At 35.1% G+C, this 19,219-nt stretch carries 23 protein-coding genes and 1 pseudogene; 6 read left to right on the plus strand and 18 right to left on the minus strand.

Features of this window, described 5'->3' with window-relative positions:
- Positions 1-236 precede the first annotated feature (236 nt).
- Positions 237-452 (minus strand): annotated as a pseudogene (locus MLD65_RS03700) (UDP-N-acetylglucosamine 2-epimerase); the annotation flags it as partial.
- A 431-nt stretch (positions 453-883) separates the two neighbouring features.
- On the opposite strand from MLD65_RS03700, the gene MLD65_RS03705 reads away from it, so the two are divergent.
- Positions 884-2,476 carry a DNRLRE domain-containing protein gene (locus tag MLD65_RS03705; protein WP_243290532.1) on the plus strand — a complete coding sequence of 531 codons (1,593 nt, stop codon included), beginning with the start codon at positions 884-886 and terminating at the stop codon, positions 2,474-2,476.
- A 47-nt stretch (positions 2,477-2,523) separates the two neighbouring features.
- Here the strand turns inward: MLD65_RS03705 and MLD65_RS03710 are convergent, their stop codons facing one another.
- The 3 genes from MLD65_RS03710 to MLD65_RS03720 form a co-directional block, all read right to left on the minus strand.
- A complete protein-coding gene (locus tag MLD65_RS03710; protein ID WP_243290533.1) occupies positions 2,524-4,296 on the minus strand; it encodes a DUF2334 domain-containing protein in 1,773 nt (590 codons plus the stop codon).
- Between the two features lie 165 nt (positions 4,297-4,461).
- Positions 4,462-5,208: a WecB/TagA/CpsF family glycosyltransferase gene (locus MLD65_RS03715; protein ID WP_243290534.1), complete on the minus strand. Its 747-nt coding sequence runs from the start codon at positions 5,206-5,208 to the stop codon at positions 4,462-4,464.
- On the minus strand, positions 5,205-6,479 hold the full coding sequence (locus MLD65_RS03720; protein ID WP_243290535.1) for a glycosyltransferase family 2 protein: 1,275 nt from the start codon (positions 6,477-6,479) through the stop codon (positions 5,205-5,207). Before MLD65_RS03720 ends, MLD65_RS03715 begins: the two co-directional genes overlap by 4 nt.
- Before the next feature lie 910 nt (positions 6,480-7,389).
- Here MLD65_RS03720 and MLD65_RS03725 point away from each other — a divergent pair.
- From MLD65_RS03725 to MLD65_RS03735, 3 genes are all read left to right on the plus strand, one after another.
- The gene (locus MLD65_RS03725; protein WP_243290536.1) at positions 7,390-7,767 is read left to right on the plus strand and encodes a helix-turn-helix domain-containing protein; all 378 of its coding nucleotides are present in this window, start codon (positions 7,390-7,392) and stop codon (positions 7,765-7,767) included.
- A gap of 199 nt (positions 7,768-7,966) precedes the next feature.
- A complete protein-coding gene (locus MLD65_RS03730; RefSeq protein ID WP_279325956.1) occupies positions 7,967-8,107 on the plus strand; it encodes a DNA-binding anti-repressor SinI in 141 nt (46 codons plus the stop codon).
- A 66-nt stretch (positions 8,108-8,173) separates the two neighbouring features.
- Entirely contained in the window at positions 8,174-8,488 is a 315-nt protein-coding gene (locus MLD65_RS03735; RefSeq protein WP_243290537.1) for a DUF3889 domain-containing protein, read from the plus strand.
- Between the two features lie 29 nt (positions 8,489-8,517).
- On the opposite strand, the gene MLD65_RS03740 is transcribed toward MLD65_RS03735, so the two are convergent.
- From MLD65_RS03740 to comGA, 9 genes are read right to left on the minus strand one after another with little or no spacing between them, the layout of a single operon-like run.
- Positions 8,518-8,706 (minus strand): YqzE family protein, encoded by a 189-nt coding sequence (locus MLD65_RS03740; protein WP_243290538.1) that lies wholly within the window; start codon positions 8,704-8,706, stop codon positions 8,518-8,520.
- A 25-nt stretch (positions 8,707-8,731) separates the two neighbouring features.
- The gene (locus MLD65_RS03745; protein ID WP_243290539.1) at positions 8,732-9,253 is read right to left on the minus strand and encodes a shikimate kinase; all 522 of its coding nucleotides are present in this window, start codon (positions 9,251-9,253) and stop codon (positions 8,732-8,734) included.
- A 51-nt stretch (positions 9,254-9,304) separates the two neighbouring features.
- Positions 9,305-9,682 carry a competence type IV pilus minor pilin ComGG gene (gene comGG / locus MLD65_RS03750; RefSeq protein WP_243290540.1) on the minus strand — a complete coding sequence of 126 codons (378 nt, stop codon included), beginning with the start codon at positions 9,680-9,682 and terminating at the stop codon, positions 9,305-9,307.
- On the minus strand, positions 9,675-10,118 hold the full coding sequence (comGF, locus tag MLD65_RS03755) for a competence type IV pilus minor pilin ComGF (protein ID WP_243290707.1): 444 nt from the start codon (positions 10,116-10,118) through the stop codon (positions 9,675-9,677). The genes comGG and comGF overlap by 8 nt, the downstream gene beginning before the upstream one ends.
- Positions 10,102-10,518 carry a competence type IV pilus minor pilin ComGE gene (gene comGE, locus MLD65_RS03760; protein WP_347709263.1) on the minus strand — a complete coding sequence of 139 codons (417 nt, stop codon included), beginning with the start codon at positions 10,516-10,518 and terminating at the stop codon, positions 10,102-10,104. Before comGE ends, comGF begins: the two co-directional genes overlap by 17 nt.
- Complete coding sequence (gene comGD / locus MLD65_RS03765; RefSeq protein ID WP_243290542.1) at positions 10,412-10,849, minus strand: competence type IV pilus minor pilin ComGD; 438 nt, start codon at positions 10,847-10,849, stop codon at positions 10,412-10,414. Before comGD ends, comGE begins: the two co-directional genes overlap by 107 nt.
- A gap of 3 nt (positions 10,850-10,852) precedes the next feature.
- On the minus strand, positions 10,853-11,143 hold the full coding sequence (comGC, locus tag MLD65_RS03770) for a competence type IV pilus major pilin ComGC (RefSeq protein WP_243290543.1): 291 nt from the start codon (positions 11,141-11,143) through the stop codon (positions 10,853-10,855).
- Positions 11,144-11,154: 11 nt separating this feature from the next.
- Positions 11,155-12,186, minus strand: coding sequence for a competence type IV pilus assembly protein ComGB (gene comGB / locus MLD65_RS03775; RefSeq protein ID WP_243290544.1), 1,032 nt, complete (start codon positions 12,184-12,186; stop codon positions 11,155-11,157).
- A complete protein-coding gene (gene comGA / locus MLD65_RS03780; protein WP_243290708.1) occupies positions 12,173-13,243 on the minus strand; it encodes a competence type IV pilus ATPase ComGA in 1,071 nt (356 codons plus the stop codon). The genes comGB and comGA overlap by 14 nt, the downstream gene beginning before the upstream one ends.
- Positions 13,244-13,615: 372 nt before the next feature.
- Between comGA and MLD65_RS03785 the strand changes: the two genes are divergently transcribed.
- Complete coding sequence (locus MLD65_RS03785; protein ID WP_243290545.1) at positions 13,616-13,861, plus strand: DUF2626 domain-containing protein; 246 nt, start codon at positions 13,616-13,618, stop codon at positions 13,859-13,861.
- Positions 13,862-13,900: 39 nt separating this feature from the next.
- On the opposite strand, the gene MLD65_RS03790 is transcribed toward MLD65_RS03785, so the two are convergent.
- Together MLD65_RS03790 and MLD65_RS03795 are read right to left on the minus strand one after the other, a co-directional pair.
- Positions 13,901-15,001: an SAM-dependent methyltransferase gene (locus MLD65_RS03790; protein ID WP_243290546.1), complete on the minus strand. Its 1,101-nt coding sequence runs from the start codon at positions 14,999-15,001 to the stop codon at positions 13,901-13,903.
- 4 nt (positions 15,002-15,005) lie between these two features.
- Entirely contained in the window at positions 15,006-15,647 is a 642-nt protein-coding gene (locus MLD65_RS03795; RefSeq protein WP_243290547.1) for an MBL fold metallo-hydrolase, read from the minus strand.
- A gap of 501 nt (positions 15,648-16,148) precedes the next feature.
- Here MLD65_RS03795 and MLD65_RS03800 point away from each other — a divergent pair.
- Positions 16,149-16,322, plus strand: coding sequence for a DUF2759 domain-containing protein (locus MLD65_RS03800; RefSeq protein WP_243290548.1), 174 nt, complete (start codon positions 16,149-16,151; stop codon positions 16,320-16,322).
- An 87-nt stretch (positions 16,323-16,409) separates the two neighbouring features.
- On the opposite strand, the gene MLD65_RS03805 is transcribed toward MLD65_RS03800, so the two are convergent.
- From MLD65_RS03805 to MLD65_RS03815, 3 genes are all read right to left on the minus strand, one after another.
- Positions 16,410-16,724 carry an MTH1187 family thiamine-binding protein gene (locus MLD65_RS03805; protein ID WP_243290549.1) on the minus strand — a complete coding sequence of 105 codons (315 nt, stop codon included), beginning with the start codon at positions 16,722-16,724 and terminating at the stop codon, positions 16,410-16,412.
- 17 nt (positions 16,725-16,741) lie between these two features.
- A complete protein-coding gene (locus MLD65_RS03810) occupies positions 16,742-17,833 on the minus strand; it encodes a YqgU-like beta propeller domain-containing protein (protein ID WP_243290550.1) in 1,092 nt (363 codons plus the stop codon).
- Positions 17,834-18,035: 202 nt separating this feature from the next.
- Entirely contained in the window at positions 18,036-19,163 is a 1,128-nt protein-coding gene (locus MLD65_RS03815; RefSeq protein ID WP_243290551.1) for a M14 family metallopeptidase, read from the minus strand.
- Positions 19,164-19,219 lie beyond the last annotated feature (56 nt).

Below are 19,219 nucleotides of genomic sequence, written 5' to 3' on the forward strand. Positions count from 1 at the left end.
TGCCTGGTCCGTGACACTGGCATTTTGGACAAGTATCAAGCACAGGAAAGGCATTCATCTTTCCTCTTTTTGCGTATTCTTTTAAACCGATGCCAAAATCATAGGAAATGATCACGTTCAACACTCCCCCAATTAATATGCAAAAAATGTAGCATATTATCTCAGAGGCGTGTCATGTAAGTTCTGGAGGAATTTGAAAATTTTTAAAGGTTTTTAGAGGGAATAAAGTGATGATTTACAATATTTATAGTCACATCAAATAATGTCTGGTTTGCTTTCATGATTGATAAATCATAGTCTGGTACAACATTAAATGCATCAAGAACTTGGTCTAACATTTCTCTATGCTGACCTGTAACACAAACAGTTATATCTAATTTATCCCTTGTTTTTAGTTCCTTAACTAATGGGCACATCTTAATTGCTTCTGGTCGTGTTCCGAAAACTACCATTATTTTTTTCCTCACTTTTATCCCTCAACTTCAACTTAAGTATTTTGAAAATTCAAAATCATCTTATTCATATATTCTGAACTGCTATACATCCATTAAAATGTCAAAACGTTTCTTCTATAAGCCTGATTCCCCCTTTTACTTTTGAAACATTCCTTTAGCATAAAAATATGTTTTAAGATTTGAGGTTGATTGAAAATTGATTAAACTGTTCATAATTTGTTAATTTATAAATATATTTTAATTTCCCAGAATGAATTTCCAAAAGAACCTACGACTCTCCATGTTATGTAAATTACGCACACACTTTACCGATCTTTACAGCAAAGATTAGTTCTTGAGCCGTTACTCTTTTACCATATACGCATACACTAGAATTGGTAATCCATTTTGCTTGGAACCATTAATTTAAGTTCAAAAGGTGTGATAAATTGGAAAAGATTAAATGCGGGAGCTTAGACCCGGAGTTTTTGACAAATCCTCAACAAATACTAAAAAACGTTCGACGCCTTGGTCTTAATACAGTCAATGTTCCTTTTCAAGTTGATGTACCAAATACAACTTCTAATACGATGATCTTCAATGAAGAACGATATGAATTCTCTAGAAGAATTGTTGAACTTCTTCATGAGAACAACATAAAAGTCATTTTAGAACCATTTACGTATATTCGTGGAGGAGCGATAGGAGAAACCGAATGGAATCCTCAAGATAAATACTCGTGGTTTCAGAACTGGACCGACATATGTGAGCGCTTGATTAATGAAATAGCGAATCCCTATAACGTTTGGTGTTTTAATGTAGCCAGTAATCTTAGGTATATAGAATACGATTTCGATACAAAAACATATCCATACACTCAACAATGGACTAATCTGTTTACTCTCATTCGTAAACGTTTTAAAGGTCAGGTTATTTATCGAACAAACTATTGGCATGAAAGTCAATCAAGAGATCTTAAGAAAAGTAATCCTCTATGGAATTTGGTAGACTTTGTAGCAATAGATACATGGTTTGAATTAGATAATGATCCGTCTCCAAGTGTGGACGATTTAGTATCCGACCTAATATCTACAGAAGTGTACAATCGCAACCAAAACGTATTCCAAGAAATCAAAGACTTGGCGGTAGCAACAGGTAAACCCATATTCTTTGGAGGATTTGGGTGTCCAAGCCTAGATTATGGCCCAAAATTCCCATGGGATGTTGCGGTTTCCTCTGTGTATAATGAAGAAGTTCAAGCTAACTTATACAAAGCCTATCAACTAGTATTTTCAAAGGAGTCGTTCTTCTTAGGTTTTAGCGTTTGGACAATCAACTCTGATGATTCATACAAAGTTATTGGAAAACAAGCAGAGTCAATCATTTTGGCTTTCTTTGGTAACCTCACCCCAGAACCACCCGCTCCTAAGCAAGGTGATTTTCAGTACGATCCATCTTCCAATACCATTCGTTATTATAATGGTATAGACTATATCGATATCGCTACCCTTCAAATGGTCATCCTTCAACCTGACGGTACGACTGGAAAAGATACTATGATCGTTTCAAAATACCAACAAGCTCGATACAAAAATAATCCAAGCCTCAAGGTTGGAACGGTTACTGATTCTAATGAAAATGCAGTGTTTCGTACCTTCCTTTCATTTGATTTATCAAGTCTCACACAAGGTGTCCAAATCTTTTCTGCTCAATTAGAACTCTACTGTTATTCTAATTACACTACTAACGAGATAGAACTTTACGAGGTAATAGAAAATTGGAGCGAAAACATAAATTGGGCTGAAGCTCCACACGTTAAATCCAAGCCAACCTCCACTCATTTGGTAGATGCTAATACAGGATGGAAATCCTTTGATATTACCACATTAGTGCATCGTTGGGTGTCGAATGGTGTACCTAATCACGGGGTCATGTTGAAACTAGCAAATGAAACTATTCGTGATCAAGCTAAGTATTTTAGGTCATCAGATTATACGACAAACCCTACACAGAGACCGAGGTTAATTATTCATTATGTTTAAGAAAACCTGATCCTTCTCCTCTTCAGAGAAGGATCAAATTTTTATTATTATTTCGTATCATAAAGAAAAGATCTGGTTTGTTTTTTTCGCTTTTTGATATGAGAAATAAACAAGGTGATTGGGACAACCGTTATTCCCCAAAATAATGGAAGTATCATAATCCACAAAATACTATTCCGAAAACTTTCCATGATGAGATTAAAATTATACTGTGTAAACCAAAGATTCTTCTTCAGCTTTATTCCCTCTGGCCCAGATGTTATGTGAACACTTTCAACTTCGACCTCATTGGGGATTCTCTTTAAATCCATCCATTCTATGTTAGGAATTTTCTCCATCTGATTAATCAGTTCTTTAAGAGTTTCTACTCCAAGATAAGGATGGTAAAATCCGCCAATTACTCCATCTCGTAAGATGAGTTGTCGATGGGCTTTATTTATCATAGTATCGATAGCAGAAGGATCTCCCTCTTGAACATATCCTATAGTTTCAGGGATAACATTCATCCCTCCAGTAAATACAGGCCTTGTAAAATATGGCGCAGAATGTAACACTTGCCAATTTTCATTAGAGAGTTGAAGCTGTCCCACATAAGTTGAGAAATACTTTGACAACTCTTGATACCCTTCCAACGACATCGTATAATGAGGGGCCTCAAATGCAAGAGGGTATAGATTATGACTGACTAGCTCTTGTATTCCTTTAGTAATCTTTTCTCGAATATATTCTTTCTCAAACTCTTTTAAAGTTTGAACATATTCCTTGTAACTCTTATCATCTTCAAAATCCGCACGACTTCGGATTTTCTTGTTTTGGTCTTCTGGGAAATAAATTGGCGTGTTATTTTCTACGTCCCAGAATTCAAACCCCTCACCGGTTTCACTTTTTCTGTATTGATGAGTATACCCATGAAGTATGATACTTCCGCCATGGTCTTGCATGTATTGTAACGCTTCGACTACTTTGGGGGCATCCTTATAGTGATATTCTTTATGTGTATCAGGATCAGTATATACAGGAATAACGGTTATCATATACGGAATGTTTTTTTCCTGAAGAAAGTGTGCAATATCTATCAATTTTTTAGGGTCTGACATTGGGTGAACATCTTCCAGTCTAATGTAGGCGGAGCGAGTTTTATGTTTATCACTTTGAAATACATGATGTAGTCCTTCGGCTAAGTAAAGCGAAAAATCTGAGGTGAGTTCTTTTTTAGCGAAATAGTATCGATTTTCTTGTTGTACAAAAACGGGGTGTATTTTTTCTCCGTATTTTCCATTAATAAGAGTGGTAGCGGAGTCTCCGGCGTCTACATTATAGATTAAACTGGTTTCAGGAAGTGGATTCACTCCCTTGTCTATTATCAGTTCTTTAACTGAGACTAATTGTTCTGTAGTTTCGCCTACAAAAGAGAAGGAATCCCCCAATTGTTCCACATTGGCTCCAATTGCTACATAAGAGCCTGAAAATTCTTCGCTAATATTTCGAAAAGAAGATGGAAGTTTCGCCTCTACATCCCCAAGGTAAAATAAGTGCGAGATCCCTGATAAATCTTGTTTCTTCACATCGTGAACGCTTTTAAACGTTATGTTTCTGGTGAAATGCCCAATTAACATATCCAACATTCTTACATTTTGATTCACTTCACCATCCTTAGTTGAGTAGGCAACAAAAACATTCAGTTCTTCCTTTGAAGATTCTGCCTGTACTTTAGTAGAAAATGTAAGCAAAATATAAGCCGAGAGGAAAATGGTTATGATAACAAATAAGATGAATCTTGACATTCCTCTTGTTATCCAACCATTCGATAATGTACCCAAACGGATCACTATCCTTTCGATTAGATTGTCGTGACACGTTTTCATTTACAGAAAATATTTCATTCTTGACTGTTGTTGATTAATTTTTATTGTATTTCACAAGAGTGCCTACCTAAATTTTTTGAGTAAACTTCTCACATTTTCAAATCTCATAATCTTTCTTTTTCATTTTCCTTTTCGATAAAAAAGTACGGGACATGCCCCCCATTCTCCCAAGGTTAATTTCACAAATGATAACAAGTTTTTGATAACCTTTTTTCGTTTTCCTTTTTTGATTATTAATCGATAAAACCACTCTAAATGGCAGGCTCTCATCAGGTAAGGAGCTCTTTTCACGGTCCCAGATAGCACATCAAAACTACCTCCGACTCCCATGAATAGACCTTTTTCAAATTGCCCAATATGTTTTGCAATCCATTTTTCTTGTAAAGGAGCCCCTAGAGCTATAAAAATAATATCCGGTTTCAAGTCTCTAATTGCACTCGTTACTTTAGTGTCTTGAAAATTATAGCCATTATGATAACCTGAAATTGTGACATTCGAATACATTGATCTAATTGTTTCAACAGCTTTATCTACCACCAGTGGTGTAGCTCCTAAAAGATAAACACTGTAATTCTTTTGATTCGCTTTCTCCAAGAGTCTAAACATCGTATCCACCCCAGTGATTCGTTCAGAAAGGCGATGGCCAAGTATACGAGAAGCAAGTATTACTCCAATACCATCTGGAATTATAAAATCTGCTTCTTTGATTACCTTTCCATAATCCTCATTCTTTTGGGTATTCACTATGATTTCGGGATTAGCGGTGACGACAAACTTTTTTTGCTGAAAGGTAAGAACATCATCCATGTCTTTTATAAACTCATTAATATTCCCATCATAAAATGAGATTCCAAATATTTCTGTCATTTTTTCTCACGACCAGCGGCTACTTGTCGCCGAGCTACCACCATGTCTGCTAATGACATTTTTCTAGAATGCTTGGTTGGATTCCAGCTATTATTTTTTACAGTAATCAATCCCCAAAAATATAAAGGAACATTCGAATAGTGCAATAACCATAAACTTATACAAGACTTTATAATTTTCCCAATTTTTCTCTGCCCGATATCAACAATTAATGGATAAGATATAAATATAAAATAATAGAGAATAAGCACAATCCAAGTTTGCCATGGAATAACCGATTCCAGCCTTTGTTGATTTGTTACGAAATCAACAAAGACTAATAGGCTAGTGAACGAAGCTAAGACCATTTTTCCCGGGTTAATCAAAAACAAAAAGGCATCGAAAGATTTGATGTCTCCTTTTAAAAACACTTTTTTGAGTAGTTTATGAGAATAGCGAAATGTGACGTCCCAATGACCTCTTGACCAACGTAGTCTTTGTACGCAGGAGGCCACGAAACTCGTGGGCTTCTCATCAAATACCCTTGTCGTATGACACCAATTAACTGGAACGCCCCTTATGATACTTTGGATGGTGAACTCTAAATCTTCCGTAAGCGACTGGGCATTCCACCCAATTTCATTTAAAAGTTTTGTATCCACACAAAAACCTGTTCCACCGATGAGGTTACTTAATCCTAAGCGAGTTTTCGCTAATTGCATAAACCGATTGGCAAAAACAAACGAGGTAGAATAAGAAAGTGATACCCAATTATCATTTGCATTTTTTGAATCGAGATAACACTGAATAATTTTATCTCCTTTAATAAAATGGTTGTTCATTTCCTTGAGATAGTTAGAAGCGACTAAGTTATCAGCGTCAAAAATAGCCACACCATCATATTTATTGACTAAGTCATCTCCGAATTTCTGCAAAGCATATCGAATGGCATAGGGCTTTCCTCTTGGTTCCCCAGGAGGAGATGTATGTTCAATTACACCAACCCTTAATGTTTGAGTAATCTTAGCAGTATCGTCAGAGCAATTATCAGCAATAACATAAACATCATACAATCTATTGGGGTAATCCAAGTTTAATAGGTTCTCAACTAAATCCCCAATCACTGCCTCTTCGTTGTGGGCAGGGACTAAAATTAAAAATCGTTTTTTCGGGTTAGAGGATTTTAACAATTTAGGTTTCCCGAAACCAAACATGCTAAGTACAATCCAATACACCCAGAAAAAGATTAATAACCACTGAAATAGGGTAAAGCCCAATTGTACATAATCCAAGTCATTTCCCCCTAAGATATTTTTCAAATAAAAGCACCTTTTTAAAAAGCTTCACTTCAAATTTTTTTAAATTCTCAGATGTAACATCTCTTTAAGAATTGCTTAATAATGCGTTTACTGTTAGATAGAATATGAAATACTAATTCCTAGTTATGGCCTCGATCATTTTTAGGTTTTACCTATTTTTGCTGAATAGGGTGTAGTATAAGAAAACGCAACTAGAATTAACGCCGATCCATTAATAAAGCATTTACCAACTTTTTAAAAAGCAGGTAAAAGTTTAATAAAAATAAGGGCATCTCCCCCATCCCCACATAACACTATCGTCAACTACCGTCTAAGTTTAGAACACCGAGTACCTCCTTTGATAAGGGTAAGGAGATTTCACAATAAGTTCTTTTTAGAAGTATATTTAATTCTTTATAAAGAACAAAACAACCAAAAAATTTTATGTTTCACCTTATGGAACTCGTTATAGCTTTTCGTTTAGTCTTCTTAACTATTTTATTTTGGACACTAATTCATTTTCCCTCAAAATAACTTCATTTTCTAAAGTTAATTTTTTCACCATTTCACCTTTATTCATTCAATACTTTTTTCACATCCTATTACAGATGTTCTAAATAAAGAACTCGTTTCTAAAAATATTGGAAAGATTACAAAGGAAACTTCATATTACGTGACTACACCTACTCTTAGTTTAGTTCTTTATAAAGAACACGTCAACATAACATTCGCTATTTTTGGAAAATTCATTCATTTTATGTTTTTTTGTTATAAAGAACATTTTTCTTTCAAAACCTCGCCAAAACTTTCATTTTCTTGCTTTTTTGTAATTTTATCATGCACCAAAAGTTCTTTATAATGAACAGAGATGTAAATTGTAAAATAAATAAGATAGGAGAATGTGATGATCGGGGAGCGCATTAAAAAGCTAAGACAAAATAAGGGATACTCGATTACTGAGATGGCTGAGCTTGCGGGTGTTTCCAAATCGTACTTAAGTTACATTGAACGGAATCTTCAGAATAACCCATCACTCCAATTTTTATCTAAACTAGCGGCTCCGTTAGATACTTCTATTGAGTATTTATTAGGTAATGAAGAAACTAGAACAGAGGCTTCAATAGAAGAATTTTTAGATGAAGAATGGAGAGAAATGATTGAAAATGCCATTAATGAAGGGATGAGTAAAGAAGATTTTCAACATTTTAGAGATTATATACGTTTTTTCAGAATGGGAAAAAATACAGGGAAAACGAATGAAAACAATAAAGATAATACGTAATGCATAAACGAATATTCGAATTATTAGGAATTAACTAATACATTATGTTATCACCACCTTTAATAGTTCCTTAGTGTTCACTCACAAACGAATGATTGTTTCAACCTTGACACCCTCAACACTGATGTCTTTTCATTGTATGCCAAAACTTCTAAATTAATTAAGAATAAAACAAAGTCCCACAAAAGGAGGCTAAATATTGGAGCAGCCGGTAACATATGAACGATTAGATCAAGAATGGGTACGCTTAATAAAAGAGGCTAAAGAGTTAGGATTAACGATAGAAGATATTCAACATTTCCTACATTTGGACTGTAACGAGGGTAAGGAGAATGATTAACAAACCATCTAATGAAAGAATAGTTTTTACCTAAATGTGGAATTCTACCATTTAGGTGGTGATACGATGTCCAAAGCTCTTATTGTCTCCATGCTCTTAACTGTTTATGGCGTGAATATGATTCTTTCTCCAACACCTATTGTAGCCGCTGCTGAAAATGAAAACTATACAGAGATTGCGAAAAAAGAAGCGAAAAAGAACTATCCATTAGCGCAAATACTTTTCATTCAAAAAGTGTGGGATAAAGAAAATAAAAAACAAACGATTAAGCATTATGTAGTAACGATGAATGAACAAGGTAAACAATATCAAGTAAATGTGACGATTTCGATTAATAACAAAACGAATAAGGTCGAACATATTCAAGTGTTCAAACAGTAAAAATCCAATTACAAAACGTAATTGGATTTTTACTTCGATTTTTTCCTTTTTTTCATGGACATGCTGATCGCATAGGGAATGATTCCAAACCACCTCATTAACAACGGTGTTTTTTCATTTTTCCGTTTCTTTTTCTGTTGTTTTCGTTCTTCTATTGGAGTATCCATATATTTGACGACTTGTTCGGTGACAAATTTAATATAATCATTTGTTGACATATTCCCAACACCTTATTGGCATAATTTATTTATTATTGTCACCCATTTTGTACTCATGTATACATTGATTTATTTTTTCAACAACTTCTATCGGCGTTAAGTTTGTCGTAGCAATATGTACATGAGCTTCTTCATAAAATGATTTTCTTTTTGCAAAAAGCTCCGCTAATTCATGCTTTGTTTTTTGATTCGCTAATGGTCTATTTTCGTCTTGCTCAATTCTTGAAAAAAGAATCGAAAGGTCACATTGTAAATAAATGAAGATGCCATGATCTTTCATCCAATTTCGGTTTTCTTTATTTACAACAATACCGCCTCCAGTCGTGACAATCACATTTTCGGTAGGTAGCTTTTGTAGACATTCTGTTTCAAGCTTTCGAAAATAGGCTTCACCATGTTTTTGAAATATAGTTGGAATTGATTGCCCCATTAAACGAACGATTTCTTGATCTGTGTCAATAACAGGTACATTTAAATATTTTCCTAATAGTTGCCCTATCGTCGTCTTCCCGCTTCCCATAAAGCCCGTTAAGTAGATCGCTTTCATACTTCCTCTCCTTTTTTCGCCTCATCATGTAACACTATCATACCATGCTTTTTATGTTGAATACGGGTATTGTATGTTCCAATAAACAATTCTATTTTCTACATTGTCATACTGATACGAAAAGTCATAGTCTGTCCCATTTATCGTTGTACATGAGACTGAAACGTCCATTATCTTTTCATCGATTCGTTTCACATTGTAGGAGACGGTGCCATTTGGTGTTTGCAATGTTTCATTTGTACCATCTACCAAATGCATGACAGAATGTTGAATGGCAACTTGCGTTAAATTTTCAACTAAATAAAATTCAATTGTATCTTCATAAAATGCAAGATCACGTATATAAATCGTTACATTTGTTGTCGCGATAAAAAGGGAAAGAAAAGCGATGAAGAGCGTGAGCGGGAAAATATAGCCTTTTTCATTCATTTTGCTGTGCAGCCCCTTTTGGATCCCGAATAATTGAAGAATAGATTTTCTCATTTAAACTTTTCACTTGAATCGCAACGCCATTCGTTACTTGCTGAAAAGTGGCTTCCTTGACATTTTGCAACATGACGATATGTCCTGTTCCATTATTTTGATAGCGAAGCACTTGTCCAAATTGATGAATCGTAATTTGCTCTCCTTTCGTATTTTCATATTGAATGCTGTTTGACTCAACGTGAAAATGGTTCGCTCTCTTTATATCTTTTTGTAATTGAATTAAAAATACGTGCCATTCGTATGGATGTAAATCAGTTGAGTGTTCAGAAGTTTTTAAGAAAAAGGTTAAGATGGCGGAAAATGTTGAGATGATGAGAATCGTCACGGTTAAACTGTATAATAAGTGAAGAAACGTATAGCCGTTACGGTTTATAAGCATAGCCACAAATTTTCTTCCCTTTTGCTTCTTCAAGTTCAATACAAAGCTGGTCAAACTCTCCTTCTTTTGTCCATTGTAATACATACGTGTATTGTCCTCTTTCCACCTTTCCGCTCGTTTGAACATTTTCATGAGCATACTTTGCTAGTTCTTCTGTTAATAGCCGGTGAGCTTCTACTTTTATATTTGTTTGTTGTTCGTTCATAAATATTGATGTTAATAGAGGGATGATTGTCATGGTAATAAAACACCATATTGAAAAAGCAACGATTGTTTCGACAAATGAAGTTCCTTTACAGTTTCTCCACACGAAATCTCCCTTTTCCAATCGTAAAAATAATTTTATACGTTTCATCTTGATAATAAATATAAAAAGATCCTCCTTTACGAATAGAGCCATTTGGATAAAATGTGATCGGCAACTCCATCGTCATCGGATGGACATCAATGGAAGAATCATACGTTTGCTTCAATAACTCCCCTTTAAACGCATACCTTTCAATTTCGTAATAGTTTTCATATCGGTTCAAATAAATATGAACAGGTTCATTGTGGATCATTGCATATTGCTGAGCATATAAAATATCTTTTTCTATTTGGCGAAAAAATTGATCAATCACTTTTTTGTCATGAATAGATGAACTAGTCAACCACAAAATTGATCCCATAATCATGACTATTGTTAATACGATTAAACTTTCGACTAATGTAAACCCCCGATTATGGTTCATTTACTATTTTACAACCCCATTTTCGATTGTAACGGCATCTCCATTTGGACAGGTTGAAGCACTCTCTTGAACATACTCTTTATCGATTAAATCTTGCATCGTCGGCGTTTCATTATGTTCCATTTCATATGCAAGAACTTGTCCTTGGATCATATCTTTAAGCCCTTCACATCCTTTCTCTTTAATCGAATTGTTATGAGAAGCGATGTTCGGAATTGTAATTAATAGCAAGATCGAAATGACAAGTAGTACGACTAACATTTCAACAAGTGTAAAACCTTTTTCATTTTTCATCGTTCGCCCTCCTATACAGTTTCCATCATTTGATACATCGGTAGCATAATGGATAAGTAGACCGCTAACACAAGAATACCAATGACTAAAAAAATACCCGGCTGGATATAGCTCATTATTTTCATCATACTTTGCTCTAAACGATCTACAATCATTTGACTATACGTATACAGTTCGCGATCGAGCCTTCCTGAAGTTTGTCCATGATGGACAACAGCAGCCAGTTCTGATTCGAAAAAGGAGCATTCACTCAATATTTCATCCAATCTTCTCCCTTTTGTTAAATCAGAAATCATTCGTTCTGTTTCTTCTTTGTAAATCGGAAGTAGAGGCTGCTTATTGAAAAGCATTAAGCTTTCAAAAATCGATAACCCACCTTTTAATAAAAAGCTCATTTGAAAGGAAAAATAGTAGCTTTGGTATAACATAAAAATTCTTTTCAACAACGGGATTTTTAAAATAAAAGCGATTTGTTTCGTTGCCGAATAGTTACGAAAAACGAAGAAATAAAAAGGAATCACTAGTACACAAACAATGCCAATGACGATAATCGAAGCCGTTAAAAAGTCGAATAGTGATAACAACAAAAATAAGAAAATAGAAGAACGCACGTTCATTGATTCATACATTTGGATAAACTGCGGAGCAATGATTGTCTCGACAGCATACAAGATCATTCCCATAAACAGTAATAAAAATAGGGGGTAACGTAAAATTTGCTTTGCTTTTTCAGCATGTAATAATTGCTTATTTAATAGACGACTGCTTTCATGGAGAGCCCTTTTTACATCACCGTAGTTTTCAGCAAAATATAAATAACTGAGCACATGGCGATGAAACCCGAGCTGTTGTAAGGCACTCCGAAGTGAATTTCCTTTTGTAAGAGTTTGTACACAAGCTTTCATATCTCTTTTTAATGGAGGAGGTAAATGAAGCATTGTAAAGGTAATCGCTTCATTTAACGAATAGCCTTGTTCTAACAAATCGCTTATCCGTTTTAAAACTTGCGCTTGTTTTTTTAAACTCCATTTAGACTTCTTCATAATCAAGTACCCAACGTTCATATGTTTTCGGATATAAGTAGCCTAGTGCGATTCCTTTTTTGATTACATCCTTTAATCGTTTATAATCAAAGGCTGCTTCCTCTCCTCTCGCTTCATGAATGGCTTGAGATAGGTTTCGCCCATACAATAATTCATAAATACTAAGCCTTCGTGTCTGGCGCAAAGCTTTACAGTACGGGGAGCATTCACCGCGACAAAATGGACAGGCTATATTAACAAGCCTTTGGGCAACGAGTGCGATCAATGTTTGCTCGATTTCAGATAATGTAACACCAAATTCTAACAATCGATAAATCGCTCCCTTTGTGTCTTTTGTATGCATGGTAGACAAGACTAAATGACCTGTGAACGCAGCTCGTATCGCAATTTTAGCTGTTTCTGCATCTCGAATTTCTCCGACCATAATAATATCGGGATCATGCCGCAATATCGCTTTTAATCCTGTTGCATACGTAATGCCTGCACGTTCATTGACTTGCACTTGTAACACTTCTTCCGTTTTTGTTTCGACAGGATCCTCTAGTGTAATGATGTTTCGTTTAAAATGTTTCTTAGCGTAATGTAATAAAGAATATAAAGTTGTCGTCTTCCCTGAGCCCGTTGGACCAGTGAACACAATTAAGCCGTGCGCATGATTTAAAAAGGATAAAATTTGTTGAGTCGACTGTTGAAACAATGATAGCTGTGATAACGGTTGGACGACTTGCTGTGGTAAAATCCGAATGACTAAACTCTCTTCATAAACAGTCGGCAATGTGGATAACCGTAAATGAACGGTCATATTTTTTGTAGGTAAAGAAAGGGCTCCATTTTGCGGTCTTCTCCGTTCACCAATATCCATTGAAGCTAAAAATTTCAAATGAGAAATTAACCGATTGCTCATCCGCTTCGAAATTGAATATTTATGAATCATATCCTCATCAATTCGAAATTGAATGGTAGCACCTCCTTCCCGCGGAATGATATGAATATCTGACGCTTGTGCCTGGCATGCTTCCTCTATTAATTGCTCACTAAATTTCTCAATTGATGTCATCATGTTTTTCCTCCTTTCTTTATGTACATTTTATCGAAGGGTTAGAAAGGAGACGAATAAGTAAAATGTGATTATCATCCTTGAAGATGTATAAAAAATGTGAAAATACTCATACTAAAATTACATTTTACTCACTTTTACTTTTACAAAATGAAAATTTCCTATTCACAACTATTTTTTTAATGCTGTTACTTTTAAAAAATTCATTACGAAGTCAATGACGTTAACAATGAATTTTTGAATATTTTCTAACAACTTTGTCTTTTTATGAAAGGAAATGAAATGTATTGTAAACGGTATATTTACAATTTGTATGGCGGTACTTTATAATAAGAAAAGCGGTGAAACCTGAGACAAAAGGAGGGAGACATTATGGATCGCATGTTCCGTGTGCTTGGATTTTGGACAGGTATATTTGCGGTTATGTTTTATTTAGGCCACATGCCTACTGCATCTTTGCTTTTCTTTGGTCAAACTGGATTTTTCGTACTCTTATCCTATTTAAAATTATCTGAGCGTATGTATATTTATGTTTTCGGTGCATATTTAACTATTTTCTTCGTTGGCTTTACATACTGGTCAACTTTTATGATGATTCCAGGACAAGGCGGCCACTAATATAAAAGGCAACTCCTACATAAAAGTAGGAGTTGCCTTTTATTTTTCAAATAACTCTTCTTCATGCAAAGAAATTCCTTTTGTATGTACTAAAACATGAAAGGATTCACTTATATGTCCGCCCATTATGAGTGTTCGAATCGCACGGTTTCGTCTCGCTACTACTGAAAATGGATCAACATTTTCATGATTCGTTAGCTCATTTAAAATCCCTGCTCTTAAGAAAAATGAATGCTGTCGCTCTGTTAAAACGTGATTCCATTTTTGTGTTGTTAAAGTACGTTGATAAAGTCCAAAGTGGACATGTGACGTCATATCCATTCCAATTGGATGGTCTAATACATTTCTGATGACTTGATGCTTATAATAGCCGCGTAAACTTCCTTCTTGTAAACGCGGCTGTCGATAATCTTCATCGAAATACCCATAATCGACCGTTACCATTACACATTTATCCAAATGAGTGTTTAATTCGTGTAAATAATGAATCATCGAAAGGGGAATTTCTAATCGTCCCCCTTCTTGTAGTTGAACATCATTTTTCTGTAGTATATTTATGATTTCTTTTCGTTTAAGTGATTGAGGTATTTCCGTAAGATTGCCCATTTCATCCATTCCGACAAATAGCTCATAAATGCGGTTTTCTCTTTTATGAATAACATGTACCGGAAACGCGTCAAAAAATTCATTTGAAAAGATAAAACCTTGTAAACCTTCTCCTAATTCTTTAAGGTCTCTATACATAGATAAAAGTGACGAGTATTTATTCACCTTTTGAATAAGTGCTTTTTGGTGTGTCTTACTTTTTTCAACCACAACGACAGTCAGGGGAATGCTATTTCTATCTTTTTCCCAAGCTTCTAAAAAGGAAAGTAAGAACGTACCGTCACCAGCTCCTAATTCAACAAATAGTGGTGGTATTTTGTTCTTTACTACTAAACGCCTAAAGATCGAATAAATTATTTCTCCATACACATTAGAGACATAACTCGTCGTGATAAAGTCGCCATTTTTGCCAATCTTCTCTTTATCCTTCATGTAATACCCATTATTTTGATCGTACAGCATGAAGGACATATAATCAGCATATGACAATAGACCGCCGTTTTTCTCCAATTCCCCTTTGAGTCGTTCGTTCATCCTATCACCCTAATGAAAACCCATTTAAAAATGGATTTGATTCCATTTCATCATAAATTGTCGTTTCAGGACCATGTCCAGATAAAACGACGGTTTCTTCTTGAAGTGATAGTAATTTTTCATGAATGCTTTGAATGAGCTGTGGATGATTCCCCCCCGGCAAATCCGTTCGTCCAATACTTCCTTGAAATAGTGCATCACCAGAAAATACGGCTCCAGCCTTCTCACAATAATACGACACACTTCCTGGCGAATGCCCTGGTGTCTCGTACACTTGAAACGAAAACGATCCAATATCAAGCTTCATTTCGCCCGAAATTAGTTTGTCTGCTTTTTTCACTGAAACAGGATCTGCCAAAAAAAATTGCGAACCGTTCAAGGTTGCATCTTCTAACCAACCTTGCTCCTTTTCATGAACATAGACCGGTATGTTAAACCGTTCTCTCACTCCGTCTACTGCACCAATATGATCGAAATGGGCATGTGTTAATAATATGGCAATCGGTGATAATTTCTTTTGTTCAATAATATGTATTAGTTTTTCACCTTCACTCCCTGGATCAAAGATGATGCATTCATTATTAGAATTAGATAAAAGATAAGCATTTGTTTGTAGCGGCCCTAAAGGAATTCTTTCCCATTTCATTTTCTTCACCTCATTGAAAGTATCATCAATTTCCAATAAAACTAAAAATAACTATATTTACAATCATCATACCGACAAATTGGATTTCCGTCAAAAAAGAAAGGAGATCACAACGGTTATTCACTTGATTGATTATTCGGATACGATACTTATACCAGCTACTCAAGATGAGGTGTAATTTTGCAGACGTTTATAAAGGAACTCGGCCTTTCCGTTATTGCATGAAATCAGTCAAAATTGTTAAACCTATGGAGGGACTACGGTTTTATATCAAACAAAGATATAATGGCCATGTTTCAATTAAAAAAGTCTTTCGATTGATTAGGACACTTATTTGTCGATCAGCCATGGAGGGACCTTGTTCAAAAAATTGCCACAGCTTATCGTATAAAGATTACATTTTTCACCTCGACAAAACAAAAGAAAGCGATTAAAATATTAAGGGAGTCTTTCTATTTGTTTATCGGGTATTGATTTTTACATAGTTAGGGGGCTTATAAAATGGGTTTAGTTATTATCTTTACGTTAGTTACATTGCTCGGAGTTGTAGGGATGTTCCGTACGATTAAAGAAAAAAATGTCCTTGGTCTTTTATTTGCTTTCGGTACAGTTGCTGTATTCGGTTGGTTTACGGTCATGACATTTATTCACCACGGATATCCAGTAGCGCACTAATAAAGAAAAAAGCTTATCCTCATAGTTGGATAAGCTTTTTTCTTTATTAATTTTAGCGGAAGGCTTCCTCTAGTATCAAACTATCCTTTATTTATGTAAATGCTTTTCCACACTTTCAAGTTTTCTTTCCATGGTAGCTTTTTTATCTCTACGATCATCTATTCGAATGTTTGTTGCAACGCGGTGCACACCTCGTTGAAACGGAGCTTCATGAATGGATTTAATGACTTCTAGAAGCTGACCTAGTTCTCCTTCGATAATTGTGCTCATCGGTGTTAATCGGTACCGAATGACACCTTTCTCCTCGTATTCTTTTAAAATTTCTTGTATATTTGCTACATATGAGCTTACACTAGGATTTTCCGTTCCAATCGGAATGACGGTTATATCAACGATTGCCATTTGTAAAATCACCTTTCTCACTTAATAATGTCGAATACTTTCTTTTCGTCTAGATTGACAAGCTTTTCAAATCGGAATCCGTATAATAAATAGTTCCCGTCAGGAGATAACGAGATCGGTTCGTTGACTAAATTTGATATAACTTGAGATTGATGACCCGTCTCGATGTTTATTTTCGATAATTGAAAGGAAGGTTCTTCTTCCATTGTATCAAGAGGAATAAATGTATAAAAATGTTCTCCCTTTTTATCTAGTTCATAATAAGGAAATAACCATTGTGAGTATTGAGACACTAGCGGTACTTCCATTTGCTCTGTTGCTTTCATCGTCCGTAAGTTCAAAAACTTATAAGTGCCACTCCCATTTTCCAAAGGATTTTCTTGTAAATAAATAACACCAGATGGATAATGCACATGTCCAATGACATTTTGAGCTATTAATTGCTCCGTTCGATCTGCTAAATTAAGCAGATAAAAGGGACCACTTATTTCCGGCTCATCGTTATTCCATTTTATATATGCGACCTTTGATTGATCTGCCCATTGAATAAAAGGAACATCGATTACATTCTCCTGAATGTCTTTTTCGAAAACGTTAATAAAATATGTGTCGTAAGTCCAATCCTCATAAAAAGCTGTTACGAAAAGCTGGCTCGTATTGAAAGGATTCCATGAAACAATTAAATCAAAGGAACTAACATCCCATTCAAAAAGAATCTCTCCTTTTCGATTCACTACCATCGTATGAGCTTCATAATTATTTGGACTAACATGAATGAAAAACAACTCACGGTCTTCATTTGGAACGACTTGAATGATCGGTGATTCTGATTGAAAAAATGTTGTTGATGTACCTAAAACGAAGTTGTAACGAACAATTTCTGATGTATTTGGCTTATTATTAATATATAAAATGGTTTCATGATCAAACCAGCCAACAACTTGTTGAAAATAATCTTCATCCACCGTTAAAGGGAGTATCTTTTTATCTTCTTTGGCACCGTTTTCTTTTTGTCCTTCAGCTTTCTGGTCTTCTAGTAGTTGATGAGACTCACATGCGACGAGTAAAAAAGCTAAGACGATAAAAAAAACACAACTTCTACTTCTCACCAACTTCATCCTCACTTTGCATCATAAAAATTTATTGATAAAGGCAAACGGTCAATTACCGATTGCCTCTCTTACCTTGGCTCTTCCATCTTCAGTGGACTAACAAAGAGCCTAGACATCATCACAACATTCTTTAAATCATCCTTGCATAATAGCCATTTATATATACGTATCGTAACATAGAAAAGTTTCACTTTCTCTCTTACATATATAAAATGGCCCAAAAAATTCCTCGACATTTTTCATATATTTCGTCAAACTGTGATATCGGTAGCGGATTAACCCCTCTCCCTAATTCCACTGTAAAACCCGGCCTTTTATATTTATAAATGTACCAGTCCCGAAACCCAGCATGACTATCAATATTCCGTACTGCTTTATAGCCGCTTAATCTTTTGAATTCCCTGACAATTTTTGCAGCTAATTTCGGTTCACAGTTTAAATATCCCCAATAGATTTCCTCTCCTTGTGTATGAAAGGCGACAATTCGATCAAAATTTGATTTTTGAACTAAATTGGCCATTGCAATAGCCTCAGGCTCCGTTAACGGAAAATTTCCCGGAAAATCGCTTGGTGCAGGTGACTTCGGAATTTTTCTCTCCTTTTCAATTTCCCAATACGCTGGATATTGATTGTTTAGATCAACACCTCGAATGTTTGCCTTCCAATTTGAAAAATCATCCTTTTCTTGATTTAATGATTGAACAAATGTCAACACATCTTCAGTTATTTGTTCTTTATTTAATACTAAATTGACTCCATCAGGGTTCACCATCGGCACAAAAGATAATGTTGTTTTTTCATATAACTCACGAACTGAGATTCCGTTAAAATCACCATTCATTACAATTGCTCGTGCGTAGTCATCTAACCACTTCATCATAACGGCAGAGGTAATCCACTCATTTGCATGAAATGCCCCGTTCATATGAACCGACAAGTTACCATTGCCAATGATTAATTCATATATAGGAAGGCCAAGCACACTTTCACCAATAACTCGTTTTTTAATAAACGGAAAGTTTTTCAGTAGTGTTTCGATATCTTTTTCCATTAAAAAAAAATCATAGTTTTTTTTCGTCTCGATTGTCGGCATCGTGATATTCATCGCAAATTTCAAATCATCAGGGTAGTCAAATTTTACATTTTGAGAATGAGCGTCTAACGCTTTAGTTTCTTTTTTATACCATCCTGGTATATGTAATACATTCCCTCTTTCTAGGTCATCACCATTAAGAGTTGGGTTTGCAGCATACAGTATCTTTTTTGTTAATTTAAAATGCTTAGCAACATTTTCTACAGTCGTATCTTCTGTTAAATAGATTTCCATTCAAGCGCACTCCCCTTCATTACATCTTTAATAAAATGTATGTAATGGAGCACTTG

Origin of the sequence: Bacillus sp. FJAT-47783, from assembly GCF_022808615.1 — a bacterium.
Taxonomy (GTDB): domain Bacteria; phylum Bacillota; class Bacilli; order Bacillales; family Aeribacillaceae; genus Bacillus_BZ.

Excerpts from the sequence above, each read along its gene's own strand:
- comGG (WP_243290540.1), bottom strand. The coding sequence starts at position 9,682 with ATGAATGAAAAAGGCTATATTTTCCCGCTCACGCTCTTCATCGCTTTT.
- comGC (WP_243290543.1), bottom strand. The coding sequence starts at position 11,143 with ATGAAAAATGAAAAAGGTTTTACACTTGTTGAAATGTTAGTCGTACTA.
- comGB (WP_243290544.1), bottom strand. The coding sequence starts at position 12,186 with ATGAAGAAGTCTAAATGGAGTTTAAAAAAACAAGCGCAAGTTTTAAAA.
- comGE (WP_347709263.1), bottom strand. The coding sequence starts at position 10,518 with ATGGCTCTATTCGTAAAGGAGGATCTTTTTATATTTATTATCAAGATG.
- MLD65_RS03725 (WP_243290536.1), top strand. The coding sequence starts at position 7,390 with ATGATCGGGGAGCGCATTAAAAAGCTAAGACAAAATAAGGGATACTCG.
- MLD65_RS03790 (WP_243290546.1), bottom strand. The coding sequence starts at position 15,001 with ATGAACGAACGACTCAAAGGGGAATTGGAGAAAAACGGCGGTCTATTG.
- MLD65_RS03800 (WP_243290548.1), top strand. The coding sequence starts at position 16,149 with ATGGGTTTAGTTATTATCTTTACGTTAGTTACATTGCTCGGAGTTGTA.
- MLD65_RS03740 (WP_243290538.1), bottom strand. The coding sequence starts at position 8,706 with ATGTCAACAAATGATTATATTAAATTTGTCACCGAACAAGTCGTCAAA.
- MLD65_RS03805 (WP_243290549.1), bottom strand. The coding sequence starts at position 16,724 with ATGGCAATCGTTGATATAACCGTCATTCCGATTGGAACGGAAAATCCT.
- comGA (WP_243290708.1), bottom strand. The coding sequence starts at position 13,243 with ATGACATCAATTGAGAAATTTAGTGAGCAATTAATAGAGGAAGCATGC.
- MLD65_RS03815 (WP_243290551.1), bottom strand. The coding sequence starts at position 19,163 with ATGGAAATCTATTTAACAGAAGATACGACTGTAGAAAATGTTGCTAAG.
- comGD (WP_243290542.1), bottom strand. The coding sequence starts at position 10,849 with ATGAACCATAATCGGGGGTTTACATTAGTCGAAAGTTTAATCGTATTA.
- MLD65_RS03735 (WP_243290537.1), top strand. The coding sequence starts at position 8,174 with ATGTCCAAAGCTCTTATTGTCTCCATGCTCTTAACTGTTTATGGCGTG.
- MLD65_RS03715 (WP_243290534.1), bottom strand. The coding sequence starts at position 5,208 with ATGACAGAAATATTTGGAATCTCATTTTATGATGGGAATATTAATGAG.
- MLD65_RS03785 (WP_243290545.1), top strand. The coding sequence starts at position 13,616 with ATGGATCGCATGTTCCGTGTGCTTGGATTTTGGACAGGTATATTTGCG.
- MLD65_RS03795 (WP_243290547.1), bottom strand. The coding sequence starts at position 15,647 with ATGAAATGGGAAAGAATTCCTTTAGGGCCGCTACAAACAAATGCTTAT.
- comGF (WP_243290707.1), bottom strand. The coding sequence starts at position 10,118 with ATGCTTATAAACCGTAACGGCTATACGTTTCTTCACTTATTATACAGT.
- MLD65_RS03745 (WP_243290539.1), bottom strand. The coding sequence starts at position 9,253 with ATGAAAGCGATCTACTTAACGGGCTTTATGGGAAGCGGGAAGACGACG.